The 16,924-nt window shown below is 51.0% G+C and carries 11 protein-coding genes; 6 read left to right on the top strand and 5 right to left on the bottom strand.

The window, feature by feature from the left end:
* Nucleotides 1-2: 2 nt before the first annotated feature.
* Nucleotides 3-2,288, bottom strand: coding sequence for an NADP-dependent malic enzyme (locus DW205_RS16745; RefSeq protein ID WP_005866219.1), 2,286 nt, complete (start codon nucleotides 2,286-2,288; stop codon nucleotides 3-5).
* A gap of 212 nt (nucleotides 2,289-2,500) precedes the next feature.
* On the opposite strand from DW205_RS16745, the gene DW205_RS16740 reads away from it, so the two are divergent.
* Entirely contained in the window at nucleotides 2,501-3,280 is a 780-nt protein-coding gene (locus DW205_RS16740; protein WP_005866221.1) for a DUF4469 domain-containing protein, read from the top strand.
* A gap of 3 nt (nucleotides 3,281-3,283) precedes the next feature.
* Here DW205_RS16740 and DW205_RS22745 read toward each other — a convergent pair whose 3' ends face one another.
* Nucleotides 3,284-3,418 (bottom strand): hypothetical protein, encoded by a 135-nt coding sequence (locus tag DW205_RS22745; RefSeq protein ID WP_255417773.1) that lies wholly within the window; start codon nucleotides 3,416-3,418, stop codon nucleotides 3,284-3,286.
* Between the two features lie 366 nt (nucleotides 3,419-3,784).
* On the opposite strand from DW205_RS22745, the gene DW205_RS16735 reads away from it, so the two are divergent.
* On the top strand, nucleotides 3,785-5,032 hold the full coding sequence (locus tag DW205_RS16735) for a HAMP domain-containing sensor histidine kinase (RefSeq protein WP_005866223.1): 1,248 nt from the start codon (nucleotides 3,785-3,787) through the stop codon (nucleotides 5,030-5,032).
* A gap of 47 nt (nucleotides 5,033-5,079) precedes the next feature.
* On the opposite strand, the gene DW205_RS16730 is transcribed toward DW205_RS16735, so the two are convergent.
* Nucleotides 5,080-6,330, bottom strand: coding sequence for a TonB-dependent receptor (locus tag DW205_RS16730; protein ID WP_005866225.1), 1,251 nt, complete (start codon nucleotides 6,328-6,330; stop codon nucleotides 5,080-5,082).
* A 294-nt stretch (nucleotides 6,331-6,624) separates the two neighbouring features.
* On the opposite strand from DW205_RS16730, the gene DW205_RS16725 reads away from it, so the two are divergent.
* Nucleotides 6,625-7,875, top strand: coding sequence for an exonuclease SbcCD subunit D (locus tag DW205_RS16725; protein ID WP_005866227.1), 1,251 nt, complete (start codon nucleotides 6,625-6,627; stop codon nucleotides 7,873-7,875).
* Nucleotides 7,872-10,853 carry an AAA family ATPase gene (locus tag DW205_RS16720; RefSeq protein ID WP_005866229.1) on the top strand — a complete coding sequence of 994 codons (2,982 nt, stop codon included), beginning with the start codon at nucleotides 7,872-7,874 and terminating at the stop codon, nucleotides 10,851-10,853. The genes DW205_RS16725 and DW205_RS16720 overlap by 4 nt, the downstream gene beginning before the upstream one ends.
* Nucleotides 10,854-10,855: 2 nt before the next feature.
* Here DW205_RS16720 and DW205_RS16715 read toward each other — a convergent pair whose 3' ends face one another.
* Nucleotides 10,856-11,440, bottom strand: coding sequence for a nitroreductase family protein (locus DW205_RS16715; protein WP_005866231.1), 585 nt, complete (start codon nucleotides 11,438-11,440; stop codon nucleotides 10,856-10,858).
* A gap of 30 nt (nucleotides 11,441-11,470) precedes the next feature.
* The gene (locus DW205_RS16710) at nucleotides 11,471-13,759 is read right to left on the bottom strand and encodes a cation:proton antiporter (protein WP_005866233.1); all 2,289 of its coding nucleotides are present in this window, start codon (nucleotides 13,757-13,759) and stop codon (nucleotides 11,471-11,473) included.
* 98 nt (nucleotides 13,760-13,857) lie between these two features.
* Here DW205_RS16710 and DW205_RS16705 point away from each other — a divergent pair, with 98 nt between their 5' ends.
* Entirely contained in the window at nucleotides 13,858-15,876 is a 2,019-nt protein-coding gene (locus DW205_RS16705) for an alpha amylase C-terminal domain-containing protein (RefSeq protein ID WP_005866235.1), read from the top strand.
* A gap of 22 nt (nucleotides 15,877-15,898) precedes the next feature.
* A complete protein-coding gene (locus tag DW205_RS16700) occupies nucleotides 15,899-16,876 on the top strand; it encodes a type I phosphomannose isomerase catalytic subunit (RefSeq protein ID WP_005866237.1) in 978 nt (325 codons plus the stop codon).
* Nucleotides 16,877-16,924: the final 48 nt, after the last annotated feature.

Below are 16,924 nucleotides of genomic sequence, written 5' to 3'. Positions count from 1 at the left end.
TATCAACCTTCTTTCTCGATCTGCTCCTGAACGATAGCGTCTACGACAGCTACGGTAGTCAGGTTCACGATATCACGGGTAGAGCTTTCTACGTCGGTGAAGTGGATCGGTTTGTTCAATCCCATCTGGATCGGGCCGATCGTCTCGGTGATACCCAGCGTATCCAATAGCTTATATGCGCTGTTGGCGGAGCTTAGGTTCGGGAAGATCAAGGTATTCACGTCTTGTCCTTTCAGCTTGTTGAACGGGTACATATCGTCGCGCAGCTTCTTGTCGAGGGCGAAGTTTACTTGCATCTCTCCGTCTACCACCATGTCTGGGTATGTCTTATGCAAGAAGTCGATCGCCTCGTGTACTTTCAGCGGACTGCCCTGCTTGTCGGAACCGAAGTTCGAGTAAGACAACATCGCCATCACCGGCTCGTGAGCGAAGAACTTCACGGCGTCGTGCGTCAGGCGGGCGATATCGATCAATACCTCGGCCGACGGATGACGGTTGATCAACGTATCGGCCATAAAGAACGTACCCTTCTTGCACGTCAGGATGTTCAAGGCGCCGAAATGCTTGTAGCTCGGACGGATACCGATGATCTGCTCCGCCATCTTGGTAACCTCCGAGTAGCGGCTGTATACACCCGTCACGAAAGCGTCGGCGTCGCCGGTAGCCACCATCATCATACCAAAGGCGTTACGGTCTACCATCTTCTCGCAAGCCTCCGAGTAGGTCACGCCCTCGCGCGCCTTCTTGTCGGTAAGGATACGGGCGTAGCGGTGGCGGCGTTCCGTCTCACGGTCGTGGCGGAGGTTGACGATCTCGATACCGTCCAGACTGATATTCTCCTCGGCGGCGATCTTGGCCAGACGCTCCTCGTTACCCAGCAAGATCGGGAAACAGATACCTTCCGCTTTCGCCTCGGCGGCGGCTTTCAGCATATTCACGTGGTTCGCCTCCGCGAATACCACCCGTTTCGGGTTCGCTTTCGCCATATCGGTGAACGAGCGCAAGAGTTTATTATCGTACCCCATCATCTCACGCAAATGGTTGGCGTAGCCCTCCCAGTCGGTGATCGTCTTGCGAGACACGCCCGAGTCGATAGCGGCTTTCGCCACGGCGCAAGATACACGGGTCAGCAAGCGGGGATCGAGCGCTTTCGGAAGGATATAGTCGCGTCCGAAAGTGGTTCGTTTCAGCTTATAGGCGGCGTTCACCACGTCGGGGACAGGCTCCTTGGCAAGGTCGGCGATGGCGTAGACGGCGGCCCGCTTCATCTCCTCGTTGATCGCCTTGGCGTGCGTATCCAAGGCGCCGCGGAAGATATAAGGGAATCCCAGCACGTTGTTGATCTGGTTCGGATAGTCGGAACGTCCGGTAGCGAAGATGATATCGTCCCGCGAGGCCATCGCATCGGCGTAGGAGATCTCCGGGTTCGGGTTCGCCAAGGCGAATACGATCGGGTCGGCGTTCATGCTACGTACCATCTCCTTGGTCAATACGTTCGCCACGGAGAGGCCCAAGAATACGTCGGCTCCCACCACGGCCTCCTGCAAGGTCTTGATCGGACGGTCGGTAGCGAACTCCCGCTTGGCGGCGTTCAAGTCCGGGCGGCTGGTAGAGATGACGCCCTTGCTGTCGCACATGACGATATTCTCCTTGCGCGCTCCCAGCATCACGTACAGTCTCGTACATGAGATAGAGGCGGCTCCGGCGCCGTTCACCACGATCTTCACGTCCTCGATCTTCTTGCCAGCGATCTCCAAGGCGTTGATCAGCCCGGCGCCGGAGATGATAGCCGTACCATGCTGGTCATCGTGCATGACGGGGATATCCAGCTCGTTCTTCAAGCGAGTCTCGATCTCGAAACACTCCGGTGCCTTGATATCCTCCAAGTTGATTCCTCCGAACGTGGGCGAGATCGCCTTCACGGTCTGGATAAACTTCTCCGGATCTTTCTCGTTTACCTCGATATCGAATACGTCGATGCCTGCGAATATCTTGAATAGCAATCCCTTGCCTTCCATCACCGGCTTACCGGCCAAGGGGCCTATATCGCCCAGCCCGAGTACGGCGGTACCGTTGGAGATTACGGCTACCAAATTACCTTTCGCCGTATATTCGTACGCGTCCAGCGGATTCTTCTCGATTTCCAGACACGGCTCGGCTACGCCCGGCGAATAAGCCAGGGATAAATCCGTTTGCGTGCTATGAGGCTTTGTCGGGATAACCTCGATTTTACCCGGTTTGCCCTCGGCATGGTACCGAAGGGCCTCCTCTTTTGTAATCTTTGCCATAGGTATGTTTATTAATTATGTTGTTCCTATTTAAAACCACCGCAAAAGTAACAAATTATTATGAGTTGGCTAGGTTTTGCTTACAAATAGTTTTTGGGAAAGCGTGAATAGTAATCCGATTCCCGCTTGTCGGAGTGAAAGTTTATTGTTACATTTGGGTGTTTAATAACTAGGGTCTCTATCCAAGAGAGGCCCATAATCTGAATGATAGTATGGCAGAACCTAAGAAAAGAAGTATCACCGGTAAGCTGGTGGAGAACAAGTTGACGGCGCGCACGGACGATTTCACGTTCAACGTCACTTACGTACAAAGTCGTTCGATCGGCGACTTATGCAAGCTGGCCGCCGCTCGGCTCGGTACGAAATATTCGGCCTCGGAGATTGAAGGTATTTACAGTGAGATCAAGGGTGTGGCCGAGGAGGAGCTGTACTCGGGCAGTACCGTGGAGTTCGGTTTCACGACGAACAGCTTGGGCGTGGAGGGCTCGTTCATCGGCCCGAAGGCGCAGTTCGACCCGGCGCGCAACAAGGTCGTGCTCCGTTCCACGCCCACGGCGGAGATTCGTTCGAAGCTGACGGACATCAGCGTGATCGTCAGCCACGTGGAGGAGGGGCTGCCTACGATCATCAGCGTGACGGACGTAGCGTCCGGTGCCGTGAATACGAAACTGACCCCGGGCGGAGGATTGACCGGCAGCGGGCAACGTATCAAGATCGCCGGCGAGACGGGAGATGCCGTGGGCTTCTTCTTCGTGAAGGACGGCTCCCAAACGTCGGTAGCCGTGCCGATGACCTCCGTGTTGCGCAACGATCCGTCGGCCTTCTCGCTTATCATCCCCGCCTTGGAGGATGGCACGTATTACTTGGAGGTGGCTACTCGCTCGAGTGGCAACAGTAAAGTCTTTTTGAAGGAAGTACGCCGGAATCGCTTCCCTTATCCATTAACCGTGGGCGGAGGTGATGGAGATAGCGAAAGCCCCGATGAGGTTTAACTTTTATTCCGGGTGTCGGAAGTTCTCGTTTCCGACACCCGGAAGCTTTCGTTTCCGATACCCGGAAGCTCTCGTTTCCGATACATGGAAACGTCCGTTTCCGGCACCCGGAAATGACAACTTGCTTCCTTCCCGCATCCTCTCCTCCTTTCTAAAGGTCTTTCCTGAGATTTTTCCCTACCTTTGGCCTCCATAAAACAAGATTACCATCATGGCATTGAAACTTATCCATACGGTCGACTGGCATCCGGGCCGGGCCTTTTTCGGCTCCGACCGGGAATCTCCGGACGAGATATAAGCCGGGATGGATGGATGATTGCGGGAGAGGTAGGCGCTGTTCTCGCGGGACTACGGTGATAGACGGCTTTATTTCTTCCTCCCGTGTTAACATTATTATTTATTATTAAGACTATCGTTGATTTTCATTGACTGTTTAATAAATATTCATACCTTTGGTCTCATAATTTACCGTAGTCCCGCGAGGACTTATAAATTTGAAGAATGATGAAGCACCTACTTTACATATTCTTGGTTTTGGCGGCTTTGTTCGCAGCGATCTATTTACTGCCCGAGCGCTCCCCCTTATTTGAGTATTACAGGCTGAGGCCTATTTTTGAGATCTCCTCTATCCTGCTGCTAATCGTTGTCTTATACCTGTACCGGCGGGAGAAGAGGCAAGTCAAGATGATCTTCTCCCGTTTGTCTCAAAAGAATTTCTTCTTGGATTTGGCCATACAGTGTGGAGGCATATACATCTGGGAATTCAAGGATGAGGAGTTCTTTTTCAAGTATCCTGTCGGTGACCAGCCGTCGCGAATCGAGTTGGAGGAGATGTGGAAATTGATACATCCCGATGATCTCATCGCTTTCAAGCTGCAGAGGCAATCCTTATGGAAGGCGGACAAGGAGGTATTCCAATGCCGTGCCCGCTTCGCCGGATCTGATTATGAATGGTGGGAATTCCGCTTTAGCGCCATGCCTGCGTTAGATAATGCGGAGGGAGGCAAAGACGTGAGTGGTATACTTATCAATATCAATGACATGAAGAAACGGGAAAAAGAGCTTATCCTCATGAGGGGATATGAGCAAAAGTTCTTGGCGAACATGAGCCATGAGATACGTACGCCGCTGAACTCTATCGTAGGCTTCTCGAACCTGCTGGCCTCGGAGAAGGACTTAGACGAGGCCGACAAGCAGCTGTTTGCCAAGACGATCAATCAGAGCTGCGATCTGCTGTTGGTGCTCATCAATGATATTCTGGAGGTTTCGAGACTTCAATCGGGACAAATGAAATTCGAGAAAGAGAGCTGCTCCGTCAAGGAGTTGGTGGACGACCTTTACCTCGCCCATCAGTTATTGGTCCCCGCCCACCTACGATTCTCGAAAGAGGCGGAGGGGGATTTGTTTATCTATACGGATAAAAAGAGACTTTCTCAAGTTATAACCAATTTCTTGACAAACGCTTGTAAATTCACGAATAGCGGATATATAAAGTTGGGATTTAAGCATCTGAGGGGCACGGATGAGGCGGCGATATTTGTCGAGGACTCCGGGATCGGTCTATCGGAGGAGGAACAAGAGAAGGTGTTCAGCCGTTTTTTCAAGCAAGATGAATTCAGCCAAGGGGCCGGTCTAGGGTTGTCTATCTGCCAAGGAATCGTACAAAACTTGGGGGGACGGATAGCGCTGAGTTCTAAGCAGGGAGAAGGAAGCCGCTTCTCGGTCGTGCTGCCGGTATATAAGGGGGGATAGTGGAGCGGGAAGCGGATGTCTTGCCGACCCCGGACGGGATTCTCATTTTATTCCTCTTTTTGCTCGATTTTTGTGGATTTACCTCTTTGGGTTATAATGACGATAATTCCATTGCTAGCTTTAGGCCCCCATATGGCAGCGTCTGATCCTTTTAGTAAAAATATTTCTTCTATGTCGTTAACAGGGTAATCTAGGATGTCGAAATCGATAAAAGGCGTGTCATCGATCACGACTAGGGGTTTCCCTTCATTTTTTGATCTAAAGGAAGTTATCGCGTCACGGAGTACCGGATAATATTTTTGCTTAACGTCATCGAAGATAAATTTAACCCCGCTAAAGCGAGATAATAACGATTTCATCTCATTTATATGCCACCGTTCTATATCTTGGGAGCTATAAATACGGCTGGAAGCTTGGACGGGCGAATAGAGTCCTTGATTCTGTTTGTCTTTCTTGAATGCCTTGATTTCTACATTCTCCAACTCGATGGTCTTCCATATATCATCATCTGGCCTTTTATCAGGTTCCGATTGTTCCTGGTCGATTGTTAAAGTCTTGGCCAAAGTATCCAATACGAGATTCTTCCGTATGGAGTCGGTTCCCGGATCGTTCATGATAGGAAGTAGCCTTATCTTGAAGTCCGGAGGCAAAGATTGGAGTGATGAGATATTTTCTAGCTTGAAAAACGGTCGCCCGGAAAGTAGATCGCCATTACTATCTACTAAAAGAAAACTAGACAGTCCGGTCTTGATGTTTTTTTTCTCGAATACGATCCATCTCCTTGAGAAATCCCAAATGTCTTTATAAACGATGGAGTCTTCGGATTGTAACAGTATATATAAAGTGTCTTTAAATTGCAAATGCTCTGGTTTTAAGGCGGAGACTAATATTTGGTCTTCCTTGAAATGTACTTTTATCCCTATTGACAGGGTTGCGGCAGGTAATATAAAGCTTTTTTCTATACCTTCTGTGCTTTTACAGTTCAGATAATAGGTCCTTCCTTCATTTGGGTAAATATTGAAATATCCTAATCCGTTATATAAGGATTTTACGTTTTGTACAATATTACCTCTGTCATCCACGATCTCTCCTGAGATATCTAATGTTTTACCATCTCTGCTTTCTGCCTTGAATGCGACTACGCAGGCGGTATTTAATATCAATCGGCCCCCTTCCGGATAGAATGAGACTGTGTAAGCCTCATTTCCCTCCTTGATATCCGGATTTGATGCGGTCGATTTATCCCCGTGAAGCAATGGGAGAAAGAAAACTAGAACGTTTAATATCAGATGGTACATGATTTTTATTTAGTTTTTTTATTGTAAACTATGTCATTGCCTTTAGGAAATCTATGATATCCGTTGCTATGGGAAAAACGGTTGATGATCATTCTTCGCTCTAAATGTAACAAAAGAATTTATAAACTTAGGACTAAAATACATATATTATGATGTATATTGCTGAAATAGACCTGAAAAAGAAGAAACGACAACTTATTCCCTTGACGCGGATATGTCTCTTTGGCTATGTTGACGGCAAAAGAAAGAACCTAGAAAAAAATTGTACCTTTGCTTTTATAAATATGACAATATATGGCATTGAAACTTATCCATACGGCCGACTGGCATCTGGGCCAGACCTTTTTCGGCTACGACCGGGAGGCGGAGCACGACGCTTTCCTCGGTTTTCTGACAAATCTTTTGGTGGAGCGTGAGACGGATGTCCTGTTGATCGCCGGCGACGTGTTCGACGTGACGAACCCTTCCGCCGGGGCGCAACGTCGTTTCTATCGTTTCCTGAAAGAGGCGAATCGCCGGAATCCGGGCTTGCAGATCGTGATCATCGCCGGCAATCATGACTCCGCGATCCGTCTGGAAGCCCCGAATCCCTTGCTGGAGGAATTGAATACCTCGATTGTCGGTATCGTGGGGAGGACGGATTCCGGGGAGATCGACCTCGCCTCGCTCGTCGTCCCTTTAAGGAACCGGGCGGGAGAACGGGAGGCGCTTTGCCTGGCGGTGCCTTTCCTCCGCCAAGGAGATTACCCGGCGGCGCCCGAGGGAGAGCTTGATTCGTATGTGGCGGGCATCGGCCGGATGTACCGGCGGCTCTATGCCTATGCGGATGCCCGGAGGAACCCCGGCGAGGCGATCGTAGCCTTGGGACACCTCCACGCTACCGGAGCCGAGTTGTCGGACGACGACCGGAGCGAGCGCGCCATCATGGGAGGTCTGGAGTCCGTATCCGCGGATACCTTCGACGCCGGGATCGCTTATACGGCGCTGGGGCATATCCATAAGGCGCAACGGATCGGCGGGCGCGAGGCGGTACGTTACGCCGGAAGCCCGCTTCCCATGTCGTTCTCGGAGAAGAATTACCGGCATCAAGTGATAGCCGTAGCGGTCGAGGAGGGGAAGGTCGCTGGTATCGAGGCGATCGAGATCCCAAGAGTCGCGGACTTGCTGCGTATACCGGACAGCCCGTTACCACCGGAGGAGGTCTTGCGATGCCTTGCCGGGCTTCCGGAGCCGGAGGAGGGCAGGGAGGACGAGAGCCGCTGGCCTTACGTGGAGATACGGGTCCTGCTGACGGAGCCGGACCCTACGTTCCGCCATCGGGTAGAGGAGGCGTTGGTTGGGAAGGCGGTCCGCCTCACCTCCATCGTTCCTTCGTATCCCCGGCGGGAAGGGGAGGCGGAGGAGAGGGCCTTATCGTATAATGATTTGCAAAAGATAGCCCCGCTGGATATGCTGAGACATACGTTTGCCGTGAAATACGGAGGCGAGTTGCCCGAGGAGATAGAGACATTGTTTAATGAGGTGATGAGGGAGGTTTCTTTATGAGAGTGCTGGCGATCAGAGGACGCAATCTGGCGTCGCTGGAAGGAGAGTTTTCCATTGATTTTACGGAAGAGCCTTTGGCTTCGGCGGGTATCTTCGCTATATCCGGGCCTACCGGGGCGGGAAAATCCACGTTGCTGGATGCCATGTGCCTCGCCCTTTTCTCCCGTACGCCGCGAACGGAGCTGGCGAAGGAGAATAACGTGCGGCTGAGGGACGTGCAAGAGGAGGTGTTGCCGCAAAGCGACCCCCGCTTCCTCTTGCGCCGCGGGACGGCCTCGGGCTACGCCGAGGTGGATTTCGTGGCGCTGAACGGGTGTCGGTATCGCGCCCGCTGGTCCGTATCCCGGGCCCGGGAGAAGGAGAGCGGACGTTTGCAGGCCGCCCGCCTTACATTATATAATATAGATGCCGGGAAAGAGGAGCCGGGAACCAACAAGGACCTGCAAGCCCGTATCATCGAGCTGATCGGCCTGACTTTCGATCAGTTCACCCGCTCGGTACTCTTGGCCCAGAACGATTTCTCTACCTTCCTAAAAGCGGAGCAGGGCGAGAAGGCCTCCTTGCTGGAAAAACTGACCGGTACGGAGCAATACTCGGAGATCTCCCGCCGGATCTTCGCCAAGAACACCGAGGCGAAGGAGGCCTACGAGCAGCTATACGCCCGCGTACAAGGCATAGAGCTTCTATCGGAGGAGGAGGTGGAAGCCTCCCAAACCCGCCTTTCGGCCTTGGAGGTGGAGCTGGCCCGTCTGGAGAAGGCGAAGGTCGAGCGGCAAAGCCTGCGGGAGGCCGTGAAAGCGGCCGAGGTCCAGATCGCCTCGAAGGAAAAACAGCGGGAGGAGAACGCCCGTTTCTTGGAACGGGCGTTGGCATCGCTGGAAACCTCAAGGAAGGAGTATGAGCAAGGAGAGGTGCGATTGGCGAGGACGGATGAGGAATCAAAGAGTTTGCGACTGGAATTGCAACAGGCCCGGAAACTGGACGTGCAACTGGAATCGGCCTTGAAAGCCCGCTCCGAGGCCGATGAACGGATGAAAGACTTCTCCCGGCGGAAGCAGGAGGCGGAAGAGAAACTCCGGAAGGTGGAAGAGCGGCAGAAGAAAGCCTCGGAGGAATGGGACAAGCAGACGTCGTGGCGTGAACGTTACCGGAGCAAGGAGGGGATCGCCGAGCAACTGTCGGCCTTATTGATCCATCTGAATACCTGCCTCACGGCTCGCCGGGCGGTCGAGCGGTCGGACAAGGCCTTGCTAGCCATCCGGCAGAAAATCCAGCGGTTGGAGGTTCGGAGGCAATCCTTGCGGCGGGAAGCGGAGGCACACGCCAAGGAACAGGTAAAGATCGAGGAAGAGCGGAAGTCCGTATCGCTTGCCCTCAAGGAATTGGAACCGGAGGCTTTGGACTGGTCGATCGAGACCTGCCGTACGGAACGGGAGCGTTTATTGCTGGAGCAAGCCCAGTTCGTGACGACTGGCGATATCAAAAGCCTGCGGGACAAGCTGACCGCCGGAACGCCTTGTCCGGTCTGCGGAAGCCTTGAGCATCCTTTCGCCTCTCACGAGGCGCATGAGCGTCTGTTGGCCTTGGCGGATCGCATCTCGGAAGCTACCCTGCGCCTCAAGCGGCTTCTCGACCGGAAAGAACGGCAGGAGGCCTGCGGGAAACAACTCGCCGCCCTGCAACAGAAAGAACTGGAGCTGCATAAACAACTCGCCGCGGACGAGAACGCACGGACGGAATTAAGGAACCAGCTACAATCCCTGTCCGAGCAAATCGACCGGGAAGAACTGGATAAGCGGGAGCAGCAGGAGAAGCTGTCCCAATCCCTATCCGCCGCCAACGCCCTGTTCGGGAACGACGCATGGCAGACGGGCTGGAACAAGGACCCGGAAAGCTTCCGGGAGACCTTGACGGATTTCGCCCGGCAGTGGCAAGCCAACGGGGAACGCTTGCGGGAATTGGAACGGGAGCGGAGCGCCTATCAAGCGGAACGGGAGTCGTACGAGGCTTTCCTCCCTCCCTTGCGCAAGCAGTACGAAGACGCCGCAAAAGCCTACGACGAGAAGAATCAATCCTATACCCGCTTGCGTTCGGAGCGGAATCTCCTGCTGGGAGGCCAGCCCGCCGACCAGGTGGAACGTACCTTCCACGAACGGGTGGAAGCCTTGAAGAGCCATTTGAAGCAGCTGCAAGAGAGTACGACGAAGCACGCCGGCGAGGTGGAGCAATACCGGGGGATTACGGAACAGATCAAGAAGGATCTGGTGGAGACTTCCGGCCTTCTTTCCGCACGCCGGCAAGAACTGGATAACTGGTTGGCCGCCTACCAAGAGACCTACGAAGGCAAGACGCTGGAGGAATCCCTGTCGGAAATGACGGCCCAAAAGTCTGAATGTAGTTTCCGTCTGCGTACGCACGAGGAGAATAAGCGGAAGATAGCCGGCTTCCAGCAAGAGCTCTCGGAGCGGAGGGCGATGAGCGAGCGTTGGGCGAAGCTGAATGAATTGGCAGGCTCGGCGGATGGCGCCAAGTTCCGTAGGATCGCCCAAGGCTACACCTTGGATGTCTTGTTGAGTTACGCAAATGTGCAATTGCGGCAACTATCTCGGCGTTACCGATTGGAGCGTGTGCCGGATACCTTGGCCTTGCAGGTGATCGACCAGGATATGTGCGATGAGATCCGTACCGTGCATAGCCTTTCCGGAGGGGAGTCTTTCTTGGTCTCGCTGGCCTTGGCGCTAGGCTTGTCCTCGCTCTCCTCGAACCGGATGAAGGTTGAGAGCTTGTTTATCGATGAGGGCTTCGGCTCTTTGGATGCGGAGACATTGCGGGTCGCTATGGATGCCTTGGAGAGCCTGCGTACGCAAGGGCGCAAGATCGGCGTTATCTCGCACGTACAGGAAATGACGGAACGTATTCCCGTGCAGATTCGGGTGAACCGGGCGGGAAACGGACGGAGTTATCTGGAAGTCATATAGCTTTACCAGCCATTGTGATGGATCTGTTGGACGTTGTATTTGTTTTTGGGAGTCTCTTTCTGCATGGGGTATCCAACAGGTATGACGTTCAACGGCATGATATGATCCGGTAGCCGAAGCTCTTTCCGAACGATCTCAATCCGGTCCGGATAGGGGTAAACAGCCGTCCATACGGCTCCCAATCCCATGGATTCGGCGGCAAGTAGCAGGTTTTGCGAGGCGGCGGAACAATCCAGAAACCAAGCGTTGGAGGATTTGATCGTATCGCCGCAAACGACGATCGCTTGCCTTGTCTCTTTCAGCATCCGGGCGAAGGGAAGGCCTTCGGCCATCGTATCCAAGGCTTTCCAGTCGGTTACGATAATGAATTCCCAAGGTCGCCTGTCACGGGAGGAAGGGGCGGCCATTCCGGCTCGTATCAGTTTGTCTATCTTTTCCTTTTCTACCGGGCGATCTTTGTACTTACGTACGCTTTTGCGGTTGAGTATCGTTTCCAAGGTCTGGTTTTCCGGTTCCTGCCGTTGGCTTTCCGTAGAGGAGCAGCCCATGAGGAAAACGGTGATCAAGAAGAAAAGACAGATTCTCATAAAGACGGGTTTATATGGATTTATAACGGATTATTTGCTTAATATCAACGTAGAAGGCATCTTCTGCAAGGCTTCTTTCCGGTGCTCGGAGACATCGTTCCATGTCTTATAACTGATCAGCATGAAGTTGAAGCCGTTGAAAGACTGGGGTGTAAGGTCTTTCTCTCGTAGAAGCGTGGTCTGCTTCACGTCTTCCGTGAATCGCAGGATTCCTTCCTTGATCACCTCGTTCCCCGGGGTCGTACTGCTGGATTTATCAAGTACGCTGGCCGAGCCGTGTGTAGACTTCAATAAGGTCTGGGCGTATCCCAACAGGAATAAATCCTCCTCGGAGTCGATGACCACGATCACGTTCGATGCCTTGACGAAATTCCGGTTCACGAATACACCTACCGGGCAATTGCTTTGCTCGATAAACATCTTCGTCTTGTCTTTCAATAAGGCACCCGGATAAAACCAGGATTCCGGAGCCTTGAAGCGTTTGAAATAACGGTTGTAGAACGAGGCCCGGTAATGGCTTGCCGCTATATCGTCCGGTGTGTTGCTCATCGATATCCCGGAACCGACCAAAAGGAAATCGTACCCCTCATTGTTTACGATGCTACAAATATCCACTCCGGCGTTGTTCGATACCTCGTAGCGGGTCTGTATCTGAATGCCCAGCTTCTTGGCCCCGTAAAGGATCGGGCCGAAGCTGACTTCCTCGAAATTATCCGTGTGTAGCGGGTTTACATCCGAGCCAACCGTCAAATGCAGTGCCGTCAGCTCCAGTTTGTTTTTGCCTTGGGCGAACATCTGGTAGGCTACGTCCAGCATGATCTGTCCATTTCCGGCTCGTCCGAAGGACAACAGTACCTTGAATATCCCCTCCAATGGCATTCTCTCTTTTTGCTCCATCAGCTTGTCATGCGTCCGGTAACAGAATTTGATGAATGAGACCAACGGTGTTGTCATAAAGGTGGTGACCAGCGTCATTAGCACTAAGATCACGAATACAGAAGGTGTCAATATCCCCATCTCGTACCCGATCGTCAATACGACCAGCTCCATCAACCCGCGGGTGTTCATGAGTGCCCCTATGTATAGGCTATCCTTCCAGCTCTCACCCACGAATCGGGCGGAGAACATCGCTCCCCCAAACTTTCCCGCGATGGCCACGACTATGAAGATAAGGCATAGCCACCATAACTCAGGCTTGTTTAGAAGACCTATTTCCGTACGTAATCCGGTGGATACGAAGAATAAGGGAAGAAATAGCGCAAGGGATACATCCTCTACTTTCTCGGTCATGATCTTGCGGAATTTGACATTTCCCGGCATCACCACCCCTGCGATAAAAGCGCCGAACAAGGCATGCAATCCCAATATCTCAGTCAGATAAGCCGAGGTGATCAATAGCAAGAAGATGAAAGCGACCAGCCCCTTGTCGATTACCTCCTTGTTGTGGTAAATATGTCCGATCATCCGCAGGAATGGCCGCACCGCCAAAAACATAAACACTATGTAAAGGACTGAGAATAAAATGTTGTAAACGGCACTTAGCATCGAACCCGCTTGTGCGATCGCTATGACAACCGCTAGCAAGCACCATGCGGTGATATCCCCATTCGCTGCGCTTGCCAACGAGATGGTACCCAAATGTGTCTTGGTAAGTCCTTTCTCTTGGATAATACGTGCCAATACGGGAAAGGCGGTAATACTCATGGCGATACCTATAAACAAGGCGAAAGAGAGGAAAGGCGTACTCTTATCCGCATATTTGTCGTACACGAAATAGGCGGTCAGCATACCGAAAAAGAAGGGGACGATCGTACTGGTATGACTGATTAAGATCGTCTCTTTCAGCTTTTTCCTTACCTCGGAGATATTAAGTTCCATCCCGATAGCGAACATAAAGAGTATAAGTCCGAATTGACTCAGCATATTTATATTCACCAACGATTCCACAGGGAAAAGGAAGGCGGAAGCCTCCGGGAATAAATTGCCTAATACGGACGGCCCTAGCACGATTCCGGCAACGATCTCGCCGATGACGGTGGGTTGCCCGATCTTCTGGAATAACCAACCGAACAAACGGCACGTAAGCAATATCGTGATGATTTGTAAAAGCAGAATTCCTATGGAAGACTCGATATTATGTACTAATAATTGAGTAAATATGGTAAATCCCTCTTCTAAATTACTAGGTGCGTTTTGGATGGACGCAATCGAATTTTCCAGTTGCTGACTTTCTCCTTCTTTGGCGATAAAGTACATCAGCGAACCGAAAATGAGGATCATCATTAGGTAAAAGGCTATACTTTTTGTTCCTTTGCTCATCTTTGTACGGTTTACCGCGAATATAAGAAATATCCTAATATTATCAATGGGTATGTTTTTTTCTTTTATCTTTGCCGAGAACCAAATTATAATAAATCATGGAGTCTCTAAATCTGATAAAAAATGACCCGTGGCTGGCCCCTTATGAGGCGGCTATAGAAGGCCGGTATCAATACGTGATTGATAAAGAAAAGAGCCTGACGAATAATGGTAAACTAACCTTATCCGAGATGGCTTCCGGATATCTTTATTTTGGGTTACACAAAACCACGAAAGGCTGGGTGTTCCGTGAATGGGCGCCGAATGCTACCGCTATTTATTTGATTGGAACATTCAACGGATGGCAGAAAGATAATAAATACAAGCTTAAACGTAAGGCGAATGGCGTATGGGAGATCGCTTTGACCGATGCGCAGATGTATCATGAGGACTTGTTTAAGTTGCTGGTCGAGTGGGACGGCGGTAGCGGAGAACGTATTCCCGCATGGACTCGCCGGGTGGTGCAAGATGAGCAATCTAAGATATTCAGCGCTCAAGTATGGAACCCGGAGAAACCTTATAAATTCAAGAATAAACGGTTCAAACCTAAGAAGTCTCCCCTTTTGATCTACGAGTGCCATATCGGTATGAGCACCAACGAGGAGAAGGTGGGGACGTATAATGAATTCCGTCAAAATATATTGCCTCGTGTAGCGAAGGATGGTTATAACGCCATTCAGATCATGGCTATACAAGAACATCCCTATTATGGATCGTTCGGCTATCACGTAAGTAGCTTCTTCGCCGCCTCTTCCCGTTTCGGTACGCCGGACGAGTTGAAACAACTGATCGATGAGGCGCACGGGATGGGTCTCGCCGTGATCATGGACATCGTACATAGCCACGCCGTAAAGAACGAGGTGGAGGGATTAGGCCGCTTTGACGGTTCGTATGACCAATATTTCCTGAGTGGCGAACGCCGTGAGCATCCGGCATGGGATTCCCTGTGCTTCAATTATGGAAAGAACGAGGTGCTTCATTTCTTATTGTCGAATTGTAAGTTCTGGCTGGAGGAGTATAAGTTCGATGGTTTCCGTTTCGACGGCGTGACCTCCATGCTTTACTACAGCCATGGCTTGGGCGAGGCTTTCTGTAATTACGGCGATTATTTTAATGGCCACCAAGATGGCGACGCTATCGCTTATCTAACCTTGGCCAATAAATTGATCCATGAGGTGAATCCGGGCGCTATAACGATCGCCGAGGAGGTGAGTGGCATGCCGGGTTTGGCGGCTAAGATAGAGGATGGTGGTTATGGCTTTGATTATCGCATGGCTATGAACATCCCGGACTATTGGATCAAGACGATCAAGGAAAAGAAAGATGAGGATTGGCATCCGTCTTCGATCTGGTGGGAGACGACGAACCGTCGTGCCGATGAGAAGACGATCAGTTATGCCGAGAGCCACGATCAAGCCTTGGTGGGTGATAAGACGATCATCTTCCGCTTGATCGACGCCGATATGTATTGGCATATGCAAAAAGATGACCATAATTTCATGGTAGATAGAGGTATCGCCTTGCATAAGATGATCCGTTTGGTTACGGCTTCTACTATTAATGGCGGTTATCTGAACTTTATGGGAAATGAGTTCGGGCATCCGGAATGGATCGACTTCCCGAGGGAGGGCAATGGATGGTCTTATAAATACGCTCGCCGCCAATGGGATTTGGTGGACAACTTGGATTTGAAGTACCATTTCTTGGGCGATTTCGACCGTGAGATGTTGGAATTGATCGGGGATGTGAAGAATTTCCAAGATACCCCTATCCAGAAGGTTTGGGATAATGATGGCGATCAGATATTGGCTTATATGCGTAAAGACTTGGTTTTTGTGTTCAACTTTAGCCCGACGAAATCGTTCACGGATTACGGTTTCTTAGTTCCGAAGGGAGAATATGAGGTCGTATTGAACACCGACGCTATCCGTTTCGGGGGGTTTGGCTTGGCTGATGATACCATAAGGCATTTCACGCAATTTGATCCGTTATATAAGAAAGAAAAGAAAGAATGGCTGAAACTTTATATCCCGGCACGTAGCGCCGTCGTATTAAGGAAAGTGAAGGTCAAAAAGTAAAACTCTATACACAAAACACGTTATGTTATATCCATTTACATTTAAGCCGATCCTCAAGAAGGTGATTTGGGGCGGTTCAGATATCTGCCCGTTTAAGGGTATTACTCCGGTTGAGAATGGTGTAGGCGAGAGCTGGGAGCTTTCTCATGTTGAGGGAAATTATTCAATCGTCGATAATGGCGAGTTGGAAGGTAAGTCTTTGGATGAGTTGATCCGCTCTTATGGCAAGGAATTGCTGGGAGAGAAGGTGATGGAGAGATTCGGGACGACTTTCCCCTTGCTTATCAAGTTTATCGATGCCCGTGATAATTTATCTATTCAAGTTCACCCGGACGATGAGCTGGCGAAAAAGCGCCACAACTCTTTCGGTAAGACGGAGATGTGGTATGTGATCAAGGCAGAGAAAGGCGCTGGCTTGTATTCCGGTTTCTCTGAGCAAATCGACGCAGAGGAATACGTGAAACGGGTGGAGAACAATACGATCATGGATGTGCTTCAACGTTACGACGTAAATGAAGGTGATGTATTTTTCTTGCCGGCGGGACGTGTGCATGCGATCGGAGCGGGTTGTTTTATCGCCGAGATCCAGCAGACCAGTAATATCACGTATCGTATTTACGATTACAACCGTAAAGATGTGAACGGTAATGGCCGTGAGCTGCATACGGAATTGGCGAAAGACGCTATCGATTATACGTTGTATCCGGATTACCGTACTCACTACAAAGGTCATACGAATGCCACGGTAGAGTTGGCGGATTGCAAATATTTCACCACGAATCTTTTGGATCTGGATACGATTATGGTTCGTAATTTCTCGGAACTGGATTCTTTTGTCGTTTACATCTGTATGGCAGGCAAGGCTTCCATCCGTGATAATAAAGGAAACGAGATCTTTGTTCACCAAGGTCAAACTGTCTTGATCCCTGCGGATACGGAGGTAATAACCATCTCTCCGGCTCCGGGCGCTAAGTTCATGGAGACTTATATCGGTCAATAAGATCACTCACTAAAATAATAATGAAGGCGGGAACATGCTGTTTCCGCC

The sequence above is a fragment of the Parabacteroides sp. AM17-47 genome (assembly GCF_003434625.1).
GTDB lineage: Bacteria > Bacteroidota > Bacteroidia > Bacteroidales > Tannerellaceae > Parabacteroides > Parabacteroides distasonis.
This window is presented reverse-complemented; position numbering and strand designations above follow the sequence as displayed.

Coding starts and splice junctions, on each gene's coding strand:
- DW205_RS16745 (WP_005866219.1), bottom strand. CDS start 2,288: ATGGCAAAGATTACAAAAGAGGAGGCCCTTCGGTACCATGCCGAGGGC.
- DW205_RS16740 (WP_005866221.1), top strand. CDS start 2,501: ATGGCAGAACCTAAGAAAAGAAGTATCACCGGTAAGCTGGTGGAGAAC.
- DW205_RS22745 (WP_255417773.1), bottom strand. CDS start 3,418: ATGCGGGAAGGAAGCAAGTTGTCATTTCCGGGTGCCGGAAACGGACGT.
- DW205_RS16735 (WP_005866223.1), top strand. CDS start 3,785: ATGAAGCACCTACTTTACATATTCTTGGTTTTGGCGGCTTTGTTCGCA.
- DW205_RS16730 (WP_005866225.1), bottom strand. CDS start 6,330: ATGTACCATCTGATATTAAACGTTCTAGTTTTCTTTCTCCCATTGCTT.
- DW205_RS16725 (WP_005866227.1), top strand. CDS start 6,625: ATGGCATTGAAACTTATCCATACGGCCGACTGGCATCTGGGCCAGACC.
- DW205_RS16720 (WP_005866229.1), top strand. CDS start 7,872: ATGAGAGTGCTGGCGATCAGAGGACGCAATCTGGCGTCGCTGGAAGGA.
- DW205_RS16715 (WP_005866231.1), bottom strand. CDS start 11,440: ATGAGAATCTGTCTTTTCTTCTTGATCACCGTTTTCCTCATGGGCTGC.
- DW205_RS16710 (WP_005866233.1), bottom strand. CDS start 13,759: ATGAGCAAAGGAACAAAAAGTATAGCCTTTTACCTAATGATGATCCTC.
- DW205_RS16705 (WP_005866235.1), top strand. CDS start 13,858: ATGGAGTCTCTAAATCTGATAAAAAATGACCCGTGGCTGGCCCCTTAT.
- DW205_RS16700 (WP_005866237.1), top strand. CDS start 15,899: ATGTTATATCCATTTACATTTAAGCCGATCCTCAAGAAGGTGATTTGG.